We start from the raw sequence: 1,111 nt of genomic DNA, 5'->3' as shown, positions 1-1,111 counted from the left end.
TGTAGTGACCCGGCACCTTGTTGACGGTCATGCGGCGAGTCGGGTGGCCGGGGGCCGGCCGCCGAGGGCGGAGTGGGCGCGTCGAGTGTTGTAGTCGTGCACCCAGCTGTCCAGGGCGGTGAGTCGTTCGGTGTTGGAGTGCCAGGGGCGGGCGTAGGCGAACTCGGTGAGCAGGGTCCGGTTGAACCGTTCGGCCTTGCCGTTGGTCCACGGGCAGCCGGGCTTGGTGAACCGCCGCCGCAGTCCCAGGGCCACGCATACGGCCCGCCAGCTGTGCCCGACCCGGTAGACCTTGGCGTTGTCGGTGAGCACCCGCAGCACGTGCACCCCGTGGGCGCGGAACCAGGCCACCGCCCGGTGCAGGAACCCGGCGCAGGTGGCGTCGCGCTCGTCGGGGTGGGCTTCGACGTAGGCCAGGCGGGTGTGGTCGTCGATGGCGACGTGCAGGTAGTCGTAGCCGATTCCGTGGCCATGGATCTTGCGGCCGCGGACGGCTTCGCGGCGCCCGTGCAGCCGCCATCCGCCGCCGTCGGGCACCCGCCCGAGCTTCTTCACATCGACGTGGAGTAGGTCGCCTGGGTTGCGGCGTTCGTAGCGGATCCCGGAGTGGCGCCGCCGCACCGGCTCGCCGGTGATCGGGTCGATCGCCGCCAACGCGGGCACGCCGTGGCGGCGCAACACCCGCCCGACGGTGGAAGCGACCAGCCCGAGCTGCCCGGCCAGGAACACCGGCCCGCGCCGGGCCGACGCCCGCAGCTTGAGGATCTGCTCCTCCACTGCCGGCGGGGTACGGGTCGGGCTGGTGTGCGGACGCGAGGGGCGATCTTCTAGCCCGGCCCAGCCCTCGGCCCGGAACCGGTTGATCCACTTGTGCACGGTGGCCCGGGAAATGCCGAGTTGTTCGGCGATCCGGGCGGCCGGCCACCCGCCCTGCCAGCGCTCGATGATGAGTCGGCGGCCGTGCACGGTGGTGCGCGCGTTACGGTGCCCCACGGAGGGCCTCCTGGGTTTCGAGTAGGTGCGTCAGACACACCCACTCCGCCCGGAGGCCCTCCCCTCGATCAAGCCGCCACGCCGGATCGACCTGTCAACAACGTGGTGAGTCGCTACA

At 71.6% G+C, this 1,111-nt stretch carries 1 protein-coding gene; it reads right to left on the bottom strand.

Going from position 1 to position 1,111, the window contains the following annotated elements:
- Positions 1–27: 27 nt before the first annotated feature.
- A complete protein-coding gene (locus tag HF526_RS34420) occupies positions 28–993 on the bottom strand; it encodes an IS481 family transposase (protein ID WP_169385829.1) in 966 nt (321 codons plus the stop codon).
- Between the last annotated feature and the right edge of the window lie 118 nt (positions 994–1,111).

The organism is Pseudonocardia acidicola (assembly GCF_012911935.1).
GTDB classification, from domain to species: Bacteria; Actinomycetota; Actinomycetes; order Mycobacteriales; family Pseudonocardiaceae; genus Pseudonocardia; species Pseudonocardia acidicola.
This window is presented reverse-complemented; position numbering and strand designations above follow the sequence as displayed.